This window comes from Arcicella rigui, assembly GCF_034929435.1.
GTDB lineage: Bacteria > Bacteroidota > Bacteroidia > Cytophagales > Spirosomataceae > Arcicella > Arcicella rigui.
In genome coordinates, this window is sequence record NZ_JAYFUM010000011.1 from 64772 (window position 1) to 85416 (window position 20645).

Consider the following 20645-nt stretch of genomic DNA (forward strand, 5'->3'; position numbering starts at 1 on the left):
TAGAGATAAAACGGATTCAGAAAAATATTTTACAGAAGTACTTGTTCCCAATATTAATAGTTCGTTATTGTATGGCTTTATTAAATCAAGATAATATGAGATATATGTTAAAAGATTTGAAACATGATGTGTTTCAGTACAAGGCTAAAGGTGGTTTTGTAATTATTGGTAATAAAACAGGACTTCTTGCTAATGATGAAATAATTGAAATAGATATTAGAGATGATTTTTATACTGTAAATGATGTTCTATTATTTAATCAAAATACAAATTGTAATATTTTCAATATTAAGAATAAAGATAGATTAATTCTTGAAAATAAAATTGTTATAAATCACAGAGAGAATGATGAGACATTAGCTCTTTTAGTAGATGCTAAATTCAAAAATCAATTATATTACCTTGATTTGTCGGAAAACAAAACCCTTCTAATCATTGAGAATTATGATTGGGAGTTATGTTTTGTCAATTATAAAACATTATTTATATATTACAGAAGTCATATAAAATCCATTAACCTCGATTCAGGTAAGTACTTATGGGAAACAGATTTAAGTGACTATTGCAAAATACTAAGCGTAAGTAATGAACCAGCCCAAGGTATGATACGACAAGTGTTTGGGGTTTGGGGTGATAAACTTTGGGTAGGTTTTGATGGCAATCAATATGCTTCACTTGATTTACTTACAGGAAAAGTATTACAATACTTCAAACTGGAAGATATTGACGAAATCTTTCAGGAAGTCAATGCACTTTCCCCCTACTTTGACGGTAACAATGGATTGCTTTGTTTTTTAGAAAATCGAATTTATGCAGAAATAAATTTAAACACACTTAGGGTTGAACGCAAAAAAAATTTTGTTACGGACAACACTGAAACAGATTGGAATTTTAGTAGCAATACCTTTAGTGAAAGTCATGTTTATTTTGTTGCTACCAGAACCAGTAGCCGTTTTTCACCTAATTATGTAGGCGTGTTTGATAGGGCAACAATGGAAGTAGTTTGGTCTAAAGATTTAGAACTATATAAACTACCGCCAGTTAAAAATATGCCTGCACGTTTTTTAGCTCAAGCTCCCCAGTCAGACGGTGATAAGCTATATGTATTAGATACACACGGAACTTTACATGTTTTTGAAAAAATAGAAGAAAATGAATATTCCCAAGCATGAAGTAAAGAAGATTTAGCCTTAACTCACAAATTCCGAGTCTTAACTCAGAAAAGCTGTATGCTAATACACATTTTCTGACTTGTAATACACAAAATCTGAGTTAAGAGTCAGAGAAATGGAGTTAAAGCTCACCAAAACTGTATTGAAGCTCAAAAAATCCGAGTACCTACTCACTTGAACTGAGTCAGTACTCCATAAATCTGAGTTAAAGCTCAGGCAAATTGAGTTGATAGTCGGAAAGATTGTATTAGAACTCAGTTTATGTGGGCTTGCTCCAAGCTTTGAGTACATAACCATAAAATGCTCTGCATTTTTGCAATGTAACATTGCAGTACGCAAGACGTAGTTTAGAACACTACGCCAAGAAGCGAGGGAGTACGCAAAATATAGTTGAATTTGAAGCAACTATCCAAGAAGAAAATGACCAAGTAGAGGATAAAGATGACCATAGACTTGATATTAGGATAAATAATAGTGGGAACAAAAACATTGAACTGAAAAACTGGGCTACTTTCAAATATATTAGCTTTTACGAAATTAAAAATAGTGTGCCAACTACTAAAGAAAGTGGCTTTAAAACTCAACTTTTCTCCTATTTTAAAAACGCCAGTACAATGAATGATTTTGTATATATCTTCAAATTTCGAAATGGAGGCATTACCTTAAATGGAGCTAAAAGTAAATTCCAAACCCTTTTCCAAACCACTATCAAAGATAAAAATGGGAATGATGTTAATGCTTTGTTTGATTTTTTGAGGAAGAGCAATATTGGGCTTCTTAATTATTTAGGAAAAGAATCCAATATTTTACCTGAAAATTTAGAAGACGATATAGAATTTGTAAATAAAGTTATCAATAACACTTCAACTAAATTATACAATTTTATCAAAATACAGTCTGATATATGAAAATTTTAATAAAACATATTTGCAATAATTGGAATTTAATGTTTATAAGTAGTAACAAATTGTACTTAAATAATTTGGATTATATTTCAATAACAGATTATACCAATTTAAAAATAGAATATAGAATTGATTATGTTCTTTCTTATGGTGTTTTTTTCTCTTTTAATAATTATGTAATCTTTAAAGATTCTAATAAAGGGTGCTTTTTAATACAAGAAGGTAATATACATCAAGTTTTGATTGATAACATTAAAGTATATAGACCAATAATTGTTAATGAAAATGGTATTGCATATGGTACTTATTTGAATTTTCAGACTGGTGGATTTTGGGTTGATTTAAACTCAAAACAAGAATTATGGAAAAACAGAGAAAAATATGGATTAACAATATTTATCAATCAAAAAAACGAAATTTTTCAAACATCGCAAACGAATCAAGTTTGTCATAACAACTTTCTCACAGGAAAAACCCTTTGGGAACGCAGTTTTAATGAATTAGGCATCGTCAATTTGGATAAATTTATTGGTGATATAAACAATATACTGATTTGTGCTTGTGGAAAAACAATCTTGGGGCTTGATAAAAATACTGGAGAAGAATTATGGCGAGTAAATCACTACACAGAAGTAGCCAATGCTGTACTTAACCAAGCAAGTGGCTACATTTACCTGTTTTATGGCTGGAGTGGACCAGAAAACAACTTTAGTGAAAATGATAATATCACATTCATAGAAATAGACGCTCTGACTGGCGAAGTATTGTATGATAATAGCATTTTTAAACATCCAAACTATATAGAACTGAATGGACTAAGACATTACGAAGGCACTGGAGATTATCCTCGATTTCAGAATGCTTTGCAATGGAAACACAAAATCTATTTTATAATCAATTCATGGCATAGTTCAATGGTCAAGATTATGGAGTTTGATACTGTCAATAAACGTATTTCATATTTAACTGAACAATCTTATGAGGCAAATGCTAATAGTAACTGGTTTATAGCCGAAGGAAAGCTATTTATACAATCCAGAATATCGCAACAAATAGAAAGTGAAGAAAATCCAGACCCATTATATTGGAGCAAGATATACAGCAAGTCGCAATTTGATGGAGAACACATGCAGTATCAGCACTTTGCCATTAGTAAAGAATCCTATTTAACAATTTTTGATTTAGAAGATAATTGATAGCTGTGAGTTATGAGCTATGAGCTTTGAGCGAACTTTAAATTAAAAAGCTCAAAGCTCATAGCTCAAGGCTCAAGACTTAGTCTTAACTCAGAAAAGCTGTATGCTAATACACATTTTCTGACTTGTAATACACAAAATCTGAGTTAAGAGTCAGAGAAATGGAGTTAAAGCTCGCTAAAAGTGTATTGAAGCTCCGAAAATCCGAGTACCTACTCTCTTGAACTGAGTCAGTACTCCATAAATCTGAATTAAAGCTCAGTCAAATTGAGTTGATAGTCGGAAATATTGTATTAGAACTCAGTTTAAGTGGACTTGCTCCCAACTTTGAGGACATAACCATAAAATGCTCTGCATTTTTGCAATGTAACATTGCAGTACGCAAGACGTAGTTTAGAACACTACGCCAAAAGAAGAAAATATCAAAAAGCAATTCCAAAAGCTTTTTTGTGAAAATTGTGATGATTCTAATGCTCCTACTAAAACCCTTACCGTACAAGGTAAAAAAGTATTTGAAACTATTTGGGGGAATGTAGGACTTAGGAGTAATTTGTGGAATGATATTCCGAATAATCCAGGCATTGAAGATAAAGCTGAATATCAATCAAGATTTTTAACTCTTACTAAAAATATATCTAATTCCAGTATTTATGGATTTATTAAATCACGATGAAATACAAACTATATAACAAAATAGAAATATTAGATTTTAATGTTTCCTCTCAAGAACTAAATTATGTGAGCAAATCAGAAAAGCTTTTTTTTAGAGATAAAGTAATGATAGAAAACGTTTCCATTGCAGGTTACTTTCTTGATAAATGTTACTTTTTCTATGGAGATAGAACAGGGAAAAAAGTTTTTAATACAGAAACAAAAAAAGATATATATATCGGTCATGTAAGCCCCCATTACCAGACTTATAATGGACGGGAAATCATTGCAAATGAGTATGTAGATTTAATCACTTATGAGAAAAAATTAATAGTACTTGATTTGATAACATTTTCTAAAAAAACAATAAGAAAAGACATTGATTTTGGAGTAAGAGTTAGATACCAAAATCAATTAATCATAAATATTGGTAAAACTACTCTTAAATCTCTTTCCCTCACATCAGGCACTTACTTATGGGAAAGCGATTTAAGTGAATATTGCAAAATACTGAGCGTAAGTAATGAACCTGCCCAAGGTATGATACGCCAAGTGTTTGGGGTTTGGAGAGATAAACTTTGGGTAGGTTTTGATGGCAATCAATATGCTTCACTTGATTTCCTTACAGGAAAAGTATTACAATACTTCAAACTGGAAGATATTGACGAAATCTTTCAGGAAGTCAATGCACTTTCCCCCTACTTTGACGGTAACAATGGATTGCTTTGTTTTTTAGAAAATCGAATTTATGCAGAAATAAATTTAAACACACTTAGGGTTGAACGCAAAAAAAATTTTGTTACGGACAACACTGAAACAGATTGGAATTTTAGTAGCAATACCTTTAGTGAAAGTCATGTTTATTTTGTTGCTACCAGAACCAGTAGCCGTTTTTCACCTAATTATGTAGGCGTGTTTGATAGGGCAACAATGGAAGTAGTTTGGTCTAAAGATTTAGAACTATATAAACTACCGCCAGTTAAAAATATGCCTGCACGTTTTTTAGCTCAAGCTCCCCAGTCAGACGGTGATAAGCTATATGTATTAGATACACACGGAACTTTACATGTTTTTGAAAAAATAGAAGAAAATGAATATTCCCAAGCATGAAGTAAAGAAGATTTAGCCTTAACTCACAAATTCCGAGTCTTAACTCAGAAAAGCTGTATGCTAATACACATTTTCTGACTTGTAATACACAAAATCTGAGTTAAGAGTCAGAGAAATGGAGTTAAAGCTCACCAAAACTGTATTGAAGCTCAAAAAATCCGAGTACCTACTCACTTGAACTGAGTCAGTACTCAATAAATCTGAGTTAAAGCTCAGTCAAATTGAGTTGATAGTCGGAAATGCTGTATTAGAACTCAGTGTAAGTGTATTTGAGCCTTGAGCTATGAGCTTTGAGCAAGCATTAATTTAAAAAAGCTCAAAGCTCATAGCTCAAGGCTAAAATTCTATCTTATTTCCAATTTCCAGTTCTTAACTTGCATTTTTTCGATATGGTGTACTTCGGCAATGCCAAATTCTCGGAAACCTGCTTTTTTAAGTACATTTTGTGAAGGTAAATTAAAAAATGGCGTATCGGCAAGAATGGTTTTTAAAGAAGGTTCAAGGCTCGCCCAGTCTAACAAACATTTCAGGGCCTCGCTCGCATAACCTTTTTCTCGGTGTTTTCCATCAATAAAATAGCCGACCATCGTTACGCCATCTTGGTCTGGAAAACCCGCAAAACCCATGCCGCCAATAGAAATATTTTCGGCAACCAAAACGATTTCCCAATTGGTGTACCAAAAAAAGTTATCAGGGTTTTCGGCAGTCATCGGAAGCCAGAAATTTACTAAAGCATCCAAAGTTTCGGCTTTGAAGAAATCTTCAATTTGCCAATTAGATGGATTCAGTCCTAATTGTCGCTCCATTTTTTCTCTACTTTGGATAAACCAGAGCGTCAGTAAATCATTATCTAAAGGAATTAATTTTAATCGTTCTGAATATATTTCTATCATCCCATTTCCCACGATTCGCCACATCGTGTATATCAAAAATTAACCAGCGATTTGGCAAATCGTGTGAAAAATCTATGTTTAAAACAATACTTATCGACGACGAAAAACTGGCTATCAATCGCCTTGAAAGATTGCTGGGCAAATATACAGATACTTTTGAGATAATCGGACGAGCCAATAATGGTGCAGAAGGGCTTTCGTTGGTAGAAACGCTTCGCCCCGATTTGATTTTTTTAGACATTGAAATGCCTGTGATGACGGGCTTTGAAATGCTTTCTCGCCTTACTTTTATGCCTTTGGTAGTTTTTGCCACGGCTTTTGATGAGTATGCGATTAAAGCTTTTGAGGAAAATTCTATTGACTATTTACTCAAACCCATTGAGTATGAAAGATTAGACAAAACAGTGCAAAAACTTAAACTTTGGCAAGCCAATACAAAAGCCAAATTTGAACAAGCGAACAATCAAGAGCATTTATTTAATGATAATCTTTTGAAAATGATTGAGGCAATGAAGCCTAAAAAATCAATTAGTTCTATTTCTGTAAAAACGGGGAGTAAGATTTTATTAATTGATTTACAAGATATTAGTCATTTTGAGGCTGACGATAAGTATGTATTTCTGATAACACTTGATGGACAAAAGTATTTGACGAGTTACACCATTTCTATTCTTGCAGAGAAATTGCCTTCTAATCAGTTTTTACAAATTAGTAGGGCAAATATTGTTAATACTTTGAAAATCAAGGAAATTGAGAAGCATTTCAATGGAAAATTTCAAATTACGATGAAAGATAAAGCTCAAAGTAAAATGATTTCTGGCGGTACTTTTGGGGAAGCGATTAAGGCTTTGTTTGAGATTTAGATGTTTTTGTTTAGACGAAAGAGACAAGAAGCAAGATACAAGATTTTTTGTTGGAGACTTTAGGGCTGGAAGACAAAAGAGGCAAAAAGCAAGAGATAAAAATTTTATTGCGACTTTGGGACTTAAAGATGAAAGAGACAAAAATTTTGATTTTTTGAGACTGGAAGAAAAATTAATCACTAATTCACAATTCACTCAATCACAACTTACTCAATCACAATTCACTAACTCACTCATTCACAACTAAAAAATTCCTTTGGCTATTAAATAAGGTACAATTAACCAAAGTAATCCTTTGATTAAGAAAAAGAAAAAACCTGCCCAACCTAAGCGTTTGAGCCATGAACGAAAATCTTTTTTGGGTGGGGTTTGATTTGTTTCCAATGTAAATAAATGATTTCTCAATTAACGCCATTCTGTTTCGATTAGTTTTAGCCTCAATGATTTTTTTAATCACTGAGGCTAAAAAAATGTTTATTTCAGTAAATCTTCGATGGCGTTTTGTACTTTATCAAAACCAAATTTAGCTATTACTTCTTGCATCATTTCAGAAATCTGCTCGTTGCACAAATTGCCAATACTTCCTTCGTGACTGTGTTTTAAATCACGGTTAGGCGTATAAGTATTTGAATTGATTTCGTTGCCAATAATTTTATAAGCTTCACGGAAAGGTACGCCTTGTAACACTAATTCGTTTACTCTTTCTACCGAAAATAATAAATCATATTTAGCGTCGTCTAAAATGCCTTCTTTTACTTGAATGTTAGAAAGCATGAAGTAAGTCATGTCTAAACAATTCAAAATTTCATCAAAAGCAGGCATTAAGATTTCTTTTAAAATCTGCATTTCACGATGATAACCCGAAGGTAAATTGCCCATAACCAGCATAATTTCGTTGGGAAGTCCTTTCAAACGATTTGTTTTTCCTCTTAATAATTCCGCCACATCAGGATTTTTCTTGTGTGGCATAATCGAACTTCCCGTCGTCATTTCATCGGGTAATTTAATGAAACCGAAGTTCTGAGAATTATACAAGCAAATGTCCATCGCCAATCTCGATAGCGTTGAAGCAAACTGAGCAATGGCAGTGGTGGCAAATAATTCGGTTTTACCACGAGACATTTGGGCATACACTACGTTGTAATGCAAATTATCAAAACCCAACAATGCGGTAGTCATGGTTCTGTTCAAAGGGAAAGACGAGCCATAGCCAGCCCCAGAACCCAATGGATTTTTATTTGCCAAACGATAAGCCGTTTGCAACATTTCCATATCGTCCACCAAGCTTTCGGCATAAGCCCCAAACCATAAACCAAAACTTGAAGGCATGGCAATTTGCAAATGCGTATAACCCGGCAATAATACATCTTTGAATTTTTCACTCAAAGCAAGTAACAATTCAAACAAACGATTAGAAGATTCTGCTACTTCTTGCAAACGAGCCCGAGTAAAGAGTTTTAAATCCACCAAAACTTGGTCGTTTCTCGAACGTCCAGAGTGAATTTTCTTTCCAGCTTCGCCCAATTTACGAGTCAGCATCAATTCTACTTGTGAATGCACATCTTCGATGCCTTCTTCAATCGTAAAATCACCTGCTTGAATACTTTGGTATATCGCTTTTAATTCTTGCTGAATTTCGGCTAATTCGCCTTTTTCAAGCAAGCCGATACTCTCTAACATTTGCGTATGAGCCAAAGAACCCAACACATCAAATTCAGCTAAGAGTACATCAAATTCGGGGTCACGCCCAACGGTAAATTTTTCAATTTTTTCATTTACCGAAACATTATCTTTTTGCCAGAGTTTGCTCAATTTTTTATCTTTTATATTTCGTTTAAACCTTTATAAATATCTTTTTACGATACATCCACCGCAAAATTAGCCATTCAAAACCTAAAACTAATGTTCCTTGCACCAAGCTTTGATATGGAATACCAAAAATTGTGGTATAATCTTTCCCCAAATGAATCAATAATGACTTCGCAATGTAAGAATCAATCGTGTGGGCAATTACGTAAGCTGCGATGGAATTTGTCCCTATCACCAAAAAGAAAAAAGCAAAATTCCCTTTTTGAAGTACATCTATTGTCCGATAAAAAAATGCCATTAACAGAAAACACCAACCTCCACTAAAAAGTACCCAAGTAGGCGTCCAGATTCTTTTTACATTCGGACAAATTCCAAGGGCGTTTAAGATTGATGCCAACACCAAACCGCTAATACCTAAAATGATAAAAGTCTTTAATTTTTCATTCGACGAAGTATTGGCTTTCAAGATATTTCCTGCCAAAAGCCCTAAAATCATTGTACCTAAAGTAGGAATAAAACTGAGCGTAACGTAGCCTCCGCCATTGAAAACGAAGGGTTCTTCTCTTGGAAAAAGATTCAAAAACCATTGGTCGAAGTCGGAAGCTAAATTGGTGTTTTTATTCCAATGAGCGGCAAATCCTGATAAATGATGCGACCAATCTTTAGCAACGCCAACACTTGTGGTATCAAAATTAGCCTCAGGCAAAGGATACAAAGCAAAAGCCAACCAATAGCCCAGAAGTATGAATACTAAAGTGGCAATTTGTATTTTCTGAGAACGGAAATTCAATAAAAATAAGAAAGAATAGCCCAAACCAATTTGGGTAAGTGTATCTTCAAAAGTAAAGTTTGTCTGTTCTTTCCACTGAGAACGAAGGAAAATACCCAGCAAAATCAGTTTCAAAGAACGCCAAAGCACGTGACTGAATACTTTGGTAAAATTCTCTTGATGTTGCAAGCGATTGGCTACCGAATAAGGCAAAACTACACCCACCAAAAAAGAAAATGAAGGTTGAATTAAATCATGCAGTGAACAACCAATCCATTCTACGTGCGATTGATTGAATGCTAAAAAGTGCCAAAAAGTACTTTGGGGTACAGCTTCCGAAACTTTTTCAAAACTCAAAACCTCAGCCATCATTAAAAACATCACAAAGCCACGATACACATCTGCTGAAGTAAGTCGATTCGGTAATAATGATTGAGCCATCGTTTTTGAGTTTAAAATTTATTTTGAAATGATTACTTCACCTAACATTTTGATATACAAATCTATTCCTTCTTCAATTTCTGATAAATAAATGAATTCATCGGCAGTGTGCGAACGACCTGAATGTCCCGGCCCTAATTTCAATGACTGACAATCCAAAACCGCTTGGTCGGAAGTCGTGGGCGAACCATACGTATTTCTTCCCATTTTAATTCCCGCTTGAACAATCGGATGCTCTAAAGGAATCGAAGAAGGCTTCAAACGAATAGAACGTGCTTGTGCATCCGAGCCAATATTTTGGCGAATCGTCGCCAAAGTTTCTTCTAAAGTATATTGCTCGGTTACTCTACAATCAATCGTAAAAGTACAAGTATCAGGCACTACATTGTGTTGTTTACCTGCATTAATAATTGTTACAGACATCTTCATTTTTCCCAACACAGGCGATACTTTCGGAAATTCATATTGCTTAATCCAAGTAATATCACGAAGAGCCTTGTAAATGGCATTGTCGCCTTCTTCACGGGCGGCGTGTCCTGCTTTTCCGTGGGCAGTACAATCTACAACCATCAAACCTTTTTCAGCAATTGCCAAGTGCATTTCGGTAGGTTCGCCAACGATGGCAAAGGAAATTTCTGGTAAGTCGTTTTCTTTCAAGAGTAATTCCAAACCATTTACACCCGAAATTTCTTCTTCGGCAGAAGCCACAAAAAGTACATTGAAACTTAAATCACTTCTATGATAAAAATAACAAAAAGTAGCTAATAAACTTACCAAACAACCACCTGCATCATTACTCCCCAAGCCAAAGAGTTTTCCGTCTTTGACCAAAGGTTCAAAAGGATTCAATGTCCAAGAAGGATTAGGTTTTACAGTATCGTGGTGGGAATTTAGTAATACAGTTGGCAAGGCTGGATTGAAATGTTGGTTTCTTGCCCAAAGGTTATTGATTTTTCTACGAAAAGGAATGTTTCTTTCTCTAAAAAATTCTTCAAGAATATCTCCTGTTTGTTGTTCTTCACGGCTAAAAGATTGTGTGGCAATAAGTTGTTTTAAAAGAACAATAGCGTCTTGGGTAAGTTGTTGTTGTAAGGTCATGTTTTTGGATGGCTTGCGAATTATCCAAGTTTGGAAAACCGCTCAGTGAGGTCAAATATATCTTCTTTGCGAGCTAAAAGGTGAATCCATTCGGAAGGAATTTGGTCGAAACCATAATACAAACCAGCCATTCCGCCCGTTACAGAACCAATGGTGTCGGTATCGTCGCCCAAATTAATACCTTTCAAAACGGCATCTTTGAAATTATCGGTTGTTAGAAATGCCCAAAGGCTGGCTTCTAAAGTATGAAGAATATAGCCTGATGAAAAAATTTCTTCTTGAGGAATCGCTGAAATATCGTCGAACAAAATTCTATTGTAAAGCTCTATTTCTTGCGTTTTCACCTGAATCAAATGCAAATAATCTCGAACAGTATTTTGGGTTTCGTAATACGCTTCAAATTTGTTTTCTTCTTTTAACAGATTTATGACAAATTCAACGGCAAAGAAACAACCAATAATAGTTCGGATGTGTGCGTGAGTGATACTTGATACTTCTTTTACTATACTAAAACGTTGTTCGATAGCTTTATTTTTGAGATAAAAAGCCAAGGGCAAAATTCGCATCAACGAACCATTTCCGTTTGAGTAATCGTCGGCTTCTCCAGAAAGAAGTGGCGAAATTCCTTTTAGCATTTTGTCGATGGCATTCCGAGTAGAAACGCCAATATCAAACATTGTTCCCGTAGCAGACCAATAATTGTATTGATACCATTTACAAAAACGCTCGGCTAATTGCTCTAAGTCATAGCCAACAATTAGCTGTTCTGCCAAACAAAACGACATAGAAGTATCATCCGACCAAGTACCAGCGGGTTGATGATGCGTACCGTATTCACGCATTCCTACTACGGGTTTAGCCTGTAAATGTTTACGACTCATAAACTCTACGGGTACACCCAGAGCATCGCCAGTAGCAATCCCAAAAAGTAGTCCTTTACTGTGCATTTTTGAGTTTTTAAGAAAAATCTTAGATTCCATACAAATCCAAATTAGGAATAAAGCTGAAATCTTTTAGATTATAAGTAAAAAGAGGTATTCGATGAATTACAGAGGTAGCACCAATGATAGCATCTGGAATCAGTAAACCATGACTTAATTTGAAGTTTTCAATCAAATCAGTAGCTAATTTTGAAGTTTCGGCATCAATATCAATTACATCAAAATACTTCATTTTTTTCTTCATTTGAGCAAGTTCAGTCTTGTTTCGCATTCCTTGATAAAGTTCCATCAAGGTTATTGATGAAATAACAATATCATCAAAACCAATTTTATCAAGTTCACTAATTGTATCTTGCCTGCCATTAAAGGCACTTATAAAGATGTTTGTATCACAAAGTACCATTGCCTACTCCCAGTTTCTTTTCCAAGCTTGACTTCTAATTTCACTTAAACTTCGAGGCTCTGATTCCCATATTCCAAATAAATCTCTGGGATTTAAAGATTTATCTCCTTTTGTAATCAAAGTATTAGTTTTCGTTTCAGATGAAATTACCTTTACGTTTTCAAATTTCAATGATTTGAAAAGTAAAAAAAGTTTATCCAATTCAGCTTGGCTATTTACTTCAAATGTAACGTTCATTATTTCTTAGTTTTATTTGGTAAAAATAATTTTAAATAATGGCTTTACAATATTTTGCTAAAAAAAGGAGAAAAATTAAAATCCTGATTACTAAGCTATTGAATAATTTTTGTCCCTGCAATACCATCCTTCACCGCTAATTTCACTTCTCTGGCATGGCAAATAGTTACTTGTGCTACGCCGTCGGTCAAAGCCTTGAAAGCATTATCTAATTTAGGAATCATTCCTTTATTTATCGCACCAGAAGCTTTATAAGATTCATAATCAGCAGGTTTCAATACTGAAATGACTGAATCGTCATCATCTGGATTTGACAATACGCCTTTTTTCTCGAAACAATATACCAAATTTACTTCATAAGTTTCTGTCATGGCTACGGCAATTGCCTGAGCCTGCGTATCGGCATTGGTATTTAGCATATTGCCTTCTTTATCGTAAGTAAGCGGAGCAAAAACAGGTACAATGCCTTGTTCCAACAAACTGGCAATAAAAGTACTATTTACCTGTTCAATATCACCTACAAAGCCATAGTCAATTGCTTTTACAAGGCGTTTTTTAGACAGAATTACGCCTGCATCTGCACCTGTCAAACCAATGGCATTGTCGCCAAAGTGCTGGATTTGTGCTACCAATGATTTATTCACCAAACCACCATAAACCATCGTTACTACGTCCAACATGGCTTTGTCGGTGATTCTTCTGCCTTCCACCATTACGGTTTCGATACCTAATTTTTCAGCTACTTGTGTGGCTACTTTTCCACCACCATGAACCAAAATTTTAGGAGCAGGTATATCTGAAAAATCTTTTAAAAACTGTTCACAAAAAGCAGGATTGTCAATGACATTCCCACCAATTTTCACAACCGTTAGTTTCATAAGTTAAAAAGATGAGCAAGAGAAAATCGTCTAAAATTCCTCTTGCTCATGTTTTGTGGGTTGAATCTATATTTAGAATAAATAAGGACTTTCTTCTTTGATGATTTTCAACAAGATTTGTTTCAACACTACTTGTGCCGACCAAATTCTATTACCTGCTTGCTGAACTACCACTGAATTTGGCGAATCCAAAACAGCGTCTTCTACCACTACGTTTCTACGTACTGGCAAACAGTGCATAAATTTGGCGTTGTTGGTCAATTTCATTTTGTCCATCGTCACCATCCAAGCAGGGTCTTGATTCAAAATTTGTCCATATTGATTGTACGAAGACCAGTTTTTAGCATAAATAAAATCTGCTCCTTCAAAAGCCTCTTTTTGATTATAAGTTACTTTGGCATTGCCTACAAACTCAGGAGCTAACTCATAACCTTCTGGATGAGTAATTACAAAATCCACATCAGCGGCGTTCATCCATTCTGCAAATGAATTTGGCACAGCCTGTGGCAGAGCTTTTACGTGAGGGGCCCAAGTAAGTACTACTTTGGGGCGTGGTTTGGTTTTTAATTCTTCAATCGTAATTAAATCAGCCAAAGATTGCAAAGGGTGACGAGTAGCAGACTCTAAACTTACAATCGGGCGACCTGTATGTTTTACAAACTGATTCAATACTTTTTCTGAATAATCTTCTTCACGGTCAACTAAACCGGGAAAACTACGAATACCAACAATATCGCAATACTGTCCAACTACTGGTGCAGCCTCTTTGATATGCTCGGCTTTATTGCCATTCATAATAGCTCCATCTTCAAACTCCAAGCCCCAGCCATCTTGTCCAACGTTCATCACAATTAGTTCTAAACCTAAATTTTGTGCGGCACGTTGCGTGCTTAAACGAGTACGAAGACTTGAGTTGAAAAATAAAAGACCCATTGTACGATTCTTACCGATATGTTTATCTGCGTAAGGAGCTTTTTTATATAATAGAGCCTCTTTTACAAGTGCTTGTACATCAATAGCATCTTTGACCGATAGAAAATGTTGCATATTTTATTATGTGATTAATTACTGGGTTTATGACAATTACCAGATTTTTCCTAACAATGAATCTTCTCTTTCCTAATTAAGCTCATAATGAGTAATTAGAAGTTAATGTATCATACAAAGTTAATTCAAATGTTAAAATAATACACGATTTTGTTAAAACTGTTAAAAACGTTTTAAACATTAAAAGCAGGATACCAATAGAAATACTCAGAAGCTTGAGATAAAGAGAAGTACAAAAAAGGAATGCTTATAAAATAAATATGGCGAACCTCAGAGAGAATCGCCATATCGCCACTAACACACCAAAATATAGTAATATCTGCATCTTATTAAGAACAAATAACATATTTCTTATATAGATACGTAAAAAATCTAAAAAGGTTACGTATTTATCTCAATTTTTTAAAGTTTTTTTTCAAAAGTTAATAAAAACGTCTTTTTGAGACTACTCTCCGCTCCTAAATGTGCTTTAAAAAAAGCTAATCCTTCGTTTAATTTTCCTTTTTCTGTGGCTATTCCAAGGTCTAAAACCCGAAATTTATTCTCTTGACAAAATTGATAAATACCTGAAAGCAAGCCAATTGACGGACTAAAACCTAAGTATTTATCACTATCTGCCAAATAAAAAGTATAAAGTGAATGTTCACTAATTTTAATACAAACTGCCACAGATAATAAATTTTCAGATTTTTTTAGGGTGAAGACATAAAATTGTGTTGGAAAAAGTTGGAAGCATCGTTCAAGTACTTCCAAAGTCATGGTCATAGGTCGGTTTTTACGTTCTCTCGAACGAGCAATAAAAGCATGAATTTCTTTTAAATTGGGATTTCGACAGGCTTGAAAGCTGAAACCCAAACGCTCTGATTTTCGTAATAATTGTTTGTATCGTTTTGAAAGTAGTACTTGGTAAAATGGACGTTCACTTACGTTGATATAGTAATTTTGGTCACTGTACTTTTCTTTGAAATCCAGATTTTTCAAACAGTTTTCAAGCATTTGAACTTGTTTTTCCGTCAAATAATTGGTTGGACAAAGTGTAATTTCCAAAGAATCAATCTTTGGAAGAGCCAAAGTCACAGACTTTAAAAATGACATTAAAGATGCTTCAGAAAGTTCTTCGCTAAATTCAACACCGCCAAAGGTTGCTTTTAGTGGAGAAAAGCCATTTTTATTGAATAAGATTACTGAAAAACGAGCTTCAAATAGTTGATTTTCAATGTTTTTCCAATAAAAAGTAAAGACCTCTTCCCCACCCTGTTGCTTTAAATGTTCGGCTTCGTTAAATAAAAAACGAGCGAAAGAAAAGTTCGTTGCTGGAACGAAAGAAAAATTATGAGATGCGATAAATTGATACGCCATTTTTTTGTATTTTAGGGTAGATTTCTACTGATAAAAATATGAGAAAATTCACTACAATCTACAAGACGGTATTGATTTTTTTAATACTGTTTTTCATACTTGGCAAACTGGAAATAACAGCACAAGTATTTGGCAATGAATGGATTAATCCAAGCCAAAAGTATTTTAAAGTTAAAATTACCGAAAAGGGTATTCACCAAATCAGCTTTGAATCACTACAAAAAGCTGGTTTCCCCGAAAACGTAAATCCCCAAAAAATACAAGTATTCAGACATGGAAAAGAAGTAGCAATTTCCACTCACACTGCCATCGAAAATCAATTTCAAGCAAAAGATTATCTTGAATTTTATGCCGAACCCAACGATGGTACTTTAGATTCACTTTTGTATCAACCTCAGTACGCCCAAGCACATCATTACTATAATTTATTTTCGGATACAGCTTCCTATTTTATTACATATACCACTGAAAATCAGAAAAATAAAAGAATAATTACTCAAGAAAAAACGGCATTTCTAAATCTAAAATCAACAGTAATTCACAGAGATGAAGTTCTACAAGTATTTACTTCATCTTTTGCAGAGGGTCAGCCTGAGCCGATTGGCTCGTCACTTTCTTCGGGTATTTTAAACAGTAATTATAGTTTTGGCAAAGGTTTTACAGGCGAAATCCAGAAGCCAAATATTCCACTATTTCTTGAAGTACAACTTAAAAATTTCATAAATGACCCTTTGCAGAAATCAAGTATTGAAATCTTATTTTTTGGTCGTTCAGAAGGCAAACATCAATTACAAATCTCCATCAATGACAGCATAAAAGATAGTCTAACTTTTGAAAATTTCTTTACCAAACACTACCAAAAAACCTTTGATTTTTCTACTGAAAAAGTCAAAATTTCAATACTTTCAAACACAGCAAATGACCAATATTCAGTAGCATTTTTGAAAATTAATTATCCTCAGCGTCTTGATATGAAAGGTTTATCGGAAAAGGTATTTCATTTTTCAGATAATGTCACAAGTAATCGCCAACTTAGTATTCTAAATCCGCCGAAAAATGCTTTCGTTTATGATATTTCCGACAAATTTCATCCTATCAAAATTGACTTTCAAAACGATTCTCTACTTATTTTTCAAAGCATAGGAAGAACAATTTTAGTGAGTAATCAGATAAAAAAGCCTAATACTATTGAACAAGTTTACTTTTCTTCGCTTCCAAAAAACAAAGCAAACTTTTTGATTATTACGCATCAAAAACTATTAAAATCTGCCCGAGAATATGCTACCTATCGAGCTTCTGAAAAGGGAGGAAATTATGACACTTTATGTGTAACGACAGATTATTTATATAACTTTTTTACGTTCGGGGATAAAAGTCCACTGGCAATTCAGCGGTTTTTATCATTTATGAAAAACACGGAAAAATCACAATTTGTATTTTTAATCGGTACAGCTACTTATCCACAAAATGCTCGAAAAAATCCACAAGATTATTCCTTAGATTTAGTGCCAACATGGGGTTTTCCATGCGGAGATATTCCTTTTGGGATGGATTTAAATGACCTAAAAATTGCCTTTTCAATAGGAAGATTATCTACAAACAAACCACAAACAATTTTAGATTATTTAGAGAAAGTAAAAGAACACGAAGCAGAAGGAATGAGCGATTTATGGCGTAAAAAAGCCTTAATGCTATCGGGAGGAAGAAGTATTTTTGAACTCAATACTTTTAAAGATTATAGTCTTGATTTAAAGACAATTGCTGAAAATGGATTACTTGGACACAAAGTAGAACTCCTCAGTAAAAAGACGGATAATCCCACAGAATTTATCAATGTTACCGAAAAAATAAATCAGGGAATTGGTATGATTTCTCTGTTTGGTCATTCGGCTTCACAACAAACCGACATGGACATTGGCTATGTTTCTAATGATTTGTTTGGTTACAAAAATCAAGGAAAATATCCTTTTGTTTTGGTCAACGGTTGCAATGCTGGCGATTTGTTTGCCACACAAAATTCTTTTGGAACAGACTGGATAAACACTCCCAAACGTGGAGCGATTTTATTTTTAGCACATAGTTATTTGAGTTATTCATTTAGTCTAAAGTCCTACTCAGAAACACTCTTTCAAACACTTTTTCAAGACAGCCTTTCGTTCGACAAGCCTTTTGGAACAGTTATGCAGAAAAGTATTCATCGCTATCTAACAAAGTATCCGAACTCAGCTTTTGAACTTGCTAATGCCCAACAGTTCACCTTACAAGGCGACCCAGCAATTGTACTCTTTCCTGCTTCAAAACCAGATTTTTCTGTAGATAATTCATCAATTTTATTGAAGTATAAAACCGAAATTTCTGACACTTTAAAGATTGGTATTATCATTAAAAATGTAGGGAAAATCAGCCATACACCATTCGCAATTCAATTGAAAAGAAGTTATCCTAATGGCAAATTTGAGCTTTTCAGAAATATGGTTCAAAAACCTATTTCGTATCAAGATACACTCTATTTTAATGTTCCTAGTGAACCATCTTTTAGTGAAGGGAACAATGTTTTTGAAGTAACAGTTGATGCAGACAGTACAATTTCTGAGCTACAAGAAAATAATAATACAGCCAAAACAGAATACAATTTCACAACGCAAAATATTCGTTTGCTTTACCCTAAAAATTTTGACATCATTAACCAACAAAATATTGATTTTCAAATAGAAATACCTCAAAACATAAATATCAAAAATGTTATTTTTGAATTAGATACCAATTTCTTATTTCAATCTCAATATAAAAAAAGTATTATTTTCTCACATCAAAACTTCTTAGAAATCAATCAAAAAATATTAGAAAAAGACAGCACTGTTTATTATTGGCGAGTAAAATTTGAAGGGAGCAATTGGATTGAAAATTCATTTTTATACCTTAGAAATAGTCCCACTGGATTTGCTCAATTTAGCTTTCCACAATTAGCAAAATCAAGCACTGATGAGCGAGTTTATCTTAAAAATAACCAATGGCTTTTTCAGAAAAATAACATCACAATTTCAGCCAAAATTTATGGAACAAACAGCGGTGTAGCACGTTCGCACAGAGCAAATTGGGTGACGTTGAACGACAAAGTTTTGATAAGCGACGGAGTTTGTTATCCTTGGTACAACCTCAATGCAGTCGCTTTTAATCGGGCATTGCGTCCGTACTCGGTGATACCAAATTTAGTTTGTGGCTATGCTCCTTATGCCGTCAATTATCTTTCCACTGAAAATTTTTCTACTGATTTACAAGATTATTTTGCTTCAACTGAGTACGGAAATTATGTAATGCTTTGGAATTCTGGACATTTAGAGTACCCAAATTGGTCGGCAGAATTTCGGCAAAAATTCTCAGCCATCGGCGTTGATACTGCTAAACTTAAAAGTCTAAGTAAAGGTTCTCCTTTTTTAGTCATCGGTAGAAAAGGAGCAAAAAAGGCTCTTTTAGAACTCTTTCCAGATACAAAAAAGCGTGGCGATACGCAGATTTTACACGTAGAAAACTTTACAATTGAAGATAATTTCAACGAAGGAGTGATTACTTCACCAGTTATCGGAGCAGCAAATGAATGGCAAGATATTGTTTTGGACATTGACCAGAAGAACAATCAAGCTTTTTCTTTTGATATTTTGGGAATCAATTCTCAAGGAGAAAATTTCCTTCTTTACGAAAATATTCAACAAAAATCCCTTAATATCAGTAATATTGACGCTAAAAAATTCCCCTATTTACAAATAAAAATTCGTCTTAAAACCAATGACTTTTCTGATGAAGTAGCTCAGTTAAAATCATTAATGGTTCATTATCTGAGTTCGCCAGAGGGAATTGTTGGTTCTGAAAACATCACAATCAGTGACAAACAAGAATATGAAAATTTTAAGATTGAAGCTACTTTCAAAAATATTTCAAATCATGACTTTACAGATTCAATCGTAGTCCGTCAGGTATTGAAAAATATGGTTTTGAAAAAAAATGAAGTAAAGATTTTTAAAGTAAGACCTTTAATGAAAAAAGATTCTGTACACATCACTGTACCGATTGAAACAGCAGGTTTCTTAGGCGAGAACACTTTTTCACTTACATTCAATCCAGCAATAATACCAGAACAATCTTACCAAAACAATACTATTTTTAGTGCTTTTAAAGTAATACCTGATAGAACAAATCCAATTTTGTCGGTAACATTCGATGGTCGGCAAATTCAGCAATATGAACTTGTGTCGTCAAAACCTTTGATTCAAATTAGTATAAAAGATGAAAATAGTTTCCGCATTAAAAAAGACACAAATGGCATTGATTTACAGCTAAAGGTCTGTTCAAATTGTAGTTTCAAAAAGATATTTTTTAGTCAAAATGACATTACTTGGCAAAGTGATAGCCTTACAAATACTTTTTTGATAGACTATTTTCCTCAAAATTTATCAGAAAACGATACTTTGACTTTGCGTGTACAAGCTCAGGATGTTGCAGGAAATTATACTGGTACTGTTCCTTACCAAATTTCTTTTAGGAATTTTTCTAAACAAGTATTAGACAATTGGCAGGTTTCACCCAATCCATTTTCTTCACAAACAGCATTTAGTTTTCAAATTAAAGATGAAATCCCTGAGGAATTTGCGATTGAAATTTTTGATTTTCAAGGCAAAAAAGTTTCGGTACTTAGTCAAGCCTTAAAAATTGGCTTCAACCAAATACAATGGAATGCCAAAGATTTTTCCAATAATTACTTACCATCGGGAACATACTTTTATCGTTTAATTTTAAGAAATAAAGCCGTAGATTTGGCGTTAGGTACTTGTGGAAAATTGATTATTTTGCACTAAACTTTATTCATTTGAAAAAATAA

At 33.9% G+C, this 20645-nt stretch carries 17 protein-coding genes; 6 read left to right on the forward strand and 11 right to left on the reverse strand.

Annotated features, from left to right (window positions below):
• Positions 1 to 71: 71 nt before the first annotated feature.
• The 4 genes from VB248_RS10950 to VB248_RS10965 all read left to right on the forward strand — a co-directional run bounded on the left by VB248_RS10950 (position 72) and on the right by VB248_RS10965 (position 5034).
• Positions 72 to 1172, forward strand: a complete 1101-nt coding sequence (locus tag VB248_RS10950) for a hypothetical protein (RefSeq protein ID WP_323296818.1) — start codon at positions 72 to 74, stop codon at positions 1170 to 1172.
• Positions 1173 to 1498: 326 nt separating this feature from the next.
• Complete coding sequence (locus VB248_RS10955) at positions 1499 to 2080, forward strand: hypothetical protein (RefSeq protein WP_323296819.1); 582 nt, start codon at positions 1499 to 1501, stop codon at positions 2078 to 2080.
• Positions 2077 to 3273: a PQQ-binding-like beta-propeller repeat protein gene (locus VB248_RS10960; protein ID WP_323296820.1), complete on the forward strand. Its 1197-nt coding sequence runs from the start codon at positions 2077 to 2079 to the stop codon at positions 3271 to 3273. Before VB248_RS10955 ends, VB248_RS10960 begins: the two co-directional genes overlap by 4 nt.
• Positions 3274 to 3942: 669 nt before the next feature.
• Positions 3943 to 5034, forward strand: a complete 1092-nt coding sequence (locus VB248_RS10965) for a hypothetical protein (protein ID WP_323296821.1) — start codon at positions 3943 to 3945, stop codon at positions 5032 to 5034.
• Between the two features lie 344 nt (positions 5035 to 5378).
• On the opposite strand, the gene VB248_RS10970 is transcribed toward VB248_RS10965, so the two are convergent.
• Complete coding sequence (locus VB248_RS10970; RefSeq protein WP_323296822.1) at positions 5379 to 5927, reverse strand: GNAT family N-acetyltransferase; 549 nt, start codon at positions 5925 to 5927, stop codon at positions 5379 to 5381.
• A gap of 74 nt (positions 5928 to 6001) precedes the next feature.
• Between VB248_RS10970 and VB248_RS10975 the strand changes: the two genes are divergently transcribed.
• Entirely contained in the window at positions 6002 to 6790 is a 789-nt protein-coding gene (locus VB248_RS10975) for a LytR/AlgR family response regulator transcription factor (protein ID WP_323296823.1), read from the forward strand.
• 243 nt (positions 6791 to 7033) lie between these two features.
• Here VB248_RS10975 and VB248_RS10980 read toward each other — a convergent pair whose 3' ends face one another.
• The 10 genes from VB248_RS10980 to VB248_RS11025 form a co-directional block, all read right to left on the reverse strand.
• Positions 7034 to 7174 carry a hypothetical protein gene (locus VB248_RS10980; protein WP_323296824.1) on the reverse strand — a complete coding sequence of 47 codons (141 nt, stop codon included), beginning with the start codon at positions 7172 to 7174 and terminating at the stop codon, positions 7034 to 7036.
• A gap of 90 nt (positions 7175 to 7264) precedes the next feature.
• Entirely contained in the window at positions 7265 to 8602 is a 1338-nt protein-coding gene (gene argH, locus VB248_RS10985; RefSeq protein WP_323296825.1) for an argininosuccinate lyase, read from the reverse strand.
• A gap of 22 nt (positions 8603 to 8624) precedes the next feature.
• On the reverse strand, positions 8625 to 9809 hold the full coding sequence (locus VB248_RS10990) for an acyltransferase family protein (RefSeq protein ID WP_323296826.1): 1185 nt from the start codon (positions 9807 to 9809) through the stop codon (positions 8625 to 8627).
• Positions 9810 to 9827: 18 nt separating this feature from the next.
• On the reverse strand, positions 9828 to 10907 hold the full coding sequence (locus VB248_RS10995; RefSeq protein WP_323296827.1) for a M20 family metallo-hydrolase: 1080 nt from the start codon (positions 10905 to 10907) through the stop codon (positions 9828 to 9830).
• A 20-nt stretch (positions 10908 to 10927) separates the two neighbouring features.
• The gene (locus VB248_RS11000; protein ID WP_323296828.1) at positions 10928 to 11887 is read right to left on the reverse strand and encodes an ADP-ribosylglycohydrolase family protein; all 960 of its coding nucleotides are present in this window, start codon (positions 11885 to 11887) and stop codon (positions 10928 to 10930) included.
• Positions 11877 to 12251 carry a type II toxin-antitoxin system VapC family toxin gene (locus VB248_RS11005; protein WP_323296829.1) on the reverse strand — a complete coding sequence of 125 codons (375 nt, stop codon included), beginning with the start codon at positions 12249 to 12251 and terminating at the stop codon, positions 11877 to 11879. Before VB248_RS11005 ends, VB248_RS11000 begins: the two co-directional genes overlap by 11 nt.
• Before the next feature lie 3 nt (positions 12252 to 12254).
• The gene (locus VB248_RS11010) at positions 12255 to 12488 is read right to left on the reverse strand and encodes a hypothetical protein (protein WP_323296830.1); all 234 of its coding nucleotides are present in this window, start codon (positions 12486 to 12488) and stop codon (positions 12255 to 12257) included.
• A 95-nt stretch (positions 12489 to 12583) separates the two neighbouring features.
• On the reverse strand, positions 12584 to 13366 hold the full coding sequence (gene argB / locus VB248_RS11015; RefSeq protein ID WP_323296831.1) for an acetylglutamate kinase: 783 nt from the start codon (positions 13364 to 13366) through the stop codon (positions 12584 to 12586).
• A gap of 72 nt (positions 13367 to 13438) precedes the next feature.
• Positions 13439 to 14413, reverse strand: coding sequence for an N-acetylornithine carbamoyltransferase (locus tag VB248_RS11020; protein WP_323296832.1), 975 nt, complete (start codon positions 14411 to 14413; stop codon positions 13439 to 13441).
• 402 nt (positions 14414 to 14815) lie between these two features.
• Positions 14816 to 15772, reverse strand: a complete 957-nt coding sequence (locus VB248_RS11025; RefSeq protein WP_323296833.1) for a hypothetical protein — start codon at positions 15770 to 15772, stop codon at positions 14816 to 14818.
• A gap of 38 nt (positions 15773 to 15810) precedes the next feature.
• On the opposite strand from VB248_RS11025, the gene porU2 reads away from it, so the two are divergent.
• Positions 15811 to 20622 (forward strand): putative type IX secretion system sortase PorU2, encoded by a 4812-nt coding sequence (porU2, locus tag VB248_RS11030; protein WP_323296834.1) that lies wholly within the window; start codon positions 15811 to 15813, stop codon positions 20620 to 20622.
• Positions 20623 to 20645: the final 23 nt, after the last annotated feature.

Bases quoted from the DNA above. Each gene is read 5' to 3' on its own strand.
- VB248_RS10995 (WP_323296827.1), bottom strand. From the start codon at position 10,907: ATGACCTTACAACAACAACTTACCCAAGACGCTATTGTTCTTTTAAAA.
- argB (WP_323296831.1), bottom strand. From the start codon at position 13,366: ATGAAACTAACGGTTGTGAAAATTGGTGGGAATGTCATTGACAATCCT.
- VB248_RS10960 (WP_323296820.1), top strand. From the start codon at position 2,077: ATGAAAATTTTAATAAAACATATTTGCAATAATTGGAATTTAATGTTT.
- VB248_RS10970 (WP_323296822.1), bottom strand. From the start codon at position 5,927: ATGATAGAAATATATTCAGAACGATTAAAATTAATTCCTTTAGATAAT.
- VB248_RS11000 (WP_323296828.1), bottom strand. From the start codon at position 11,887: ATGGAATCTAAGATTTTTCTTAAAAACTCAAAAATGCACAGTAAAGGA.
- VB248_RS10965 (WP_323296821.1), top strand. From the start codon at position 3,943: ATGAAATACAAACTATATAACAAAATAGAAATATTAGATTTTAATGTT.
- VB248_RS11020 (WP_323296832.1), bottom strand. From the start codon at position 14,413: ATGCAACATTTTCTATCGGTCAAAGATGCTATTGATGTACAAGCACTT.
- VB248_RS11025 (WP_323296833.1), bottom strand. From the start codon at position 15,772: ATGGCGTATCAATTTATCGCATCTCATAATTTTTCTTTCGTTCCAGCA.
- VB248_RS10950 (WP_323296818.1), top strand. From the start codon at position 72: ATGGCTTTATTAAATCAAGATAATATGAGATATATGTTAAAAGATTTG.
- VB248_RS10975 (WP_323296823.1), top strand. From the start codon at position 6,002: ATGTTTAAAACAATACTTATCGACGACGAAAAACTGGCTATCAATCGC.
- VB248_RS11005 (WP_323296829.1), bottom strand. From the start codon at position 12,251: ATGGTACTTTGTGATACAAACATCTTTATAAGTGCCTTTAATGGCAGG.
- VB248_RS11010 (WP_323296830.1), bottom strand. From the start codon at position 12,488: ATGAACGTTACATTTGAAGTAAATAGCCAAGCTGAATTGGATAAACTT.
- porU2 (WP_323296834.1), top strand. From the start codon at position 15,811: ATGAGAAAATTCACTACAATCTACAAGACGGTATTGATTTTTTTAATA.
- VB248_RS10990 (WP_323296826.1), bottom strand. From the start codon at position 9,809: ATGGCTCAATCATTATTACCGAATCGACTTACTTCAGCAGATGTGTAT.